This window comes from Klebsiella sp. K47 (genome assembly GCF_051858335.1).
GTDB lineage: Bacteria > Pseudomonadota > Gammaproteobacteria > Enterobacterales > Enterobacteriaceae > Klebsiella > Klebsiella pneumoniae.
In genome coordinates this window covers 1-229 of the sequence record NZ_JBPYUI010000338.1, presented here as the reverse complement: position 1 = coordinate 229, position 229 = coordinate 1, and the positions used below count along the sequence as shown (strand labels likewise).

The window sequence follows — 229 nt, the reverse complement described above, 5'->3', positions numbered from 1 at the left end:
ATATGATAAGTTGAATGGTTTTTTATTAGCATCCAGAACAATTTAACCTTGAATCAACTGCGTTAATTCATCCACATAGTCTTGTATTGGTTGTGGATTTTGGTCTTTACGGCTTTCAATGTTGAGACGTAATAAAGGTTCAGTATTGGAAGCACGTACATTTAGACGCCATGCACCAAAATTCAGGCTGATGCCATCCGTTTCATCAATTGCAGGATTTTGATCGGCA

General features: G+C 37.6%; 1 pseudogene. It reads right to left on the bottom strand.

Going from position 1 to position 229, the window contains the following annotated elements:
- Positions 1-42 precede the first annotated feature (42 nt).
- Positions 43-229: pseudogene (locus tag RRF55_RS28290) on the bottom strand (phosphomannomutase CpsG); the annotation flags it as partial.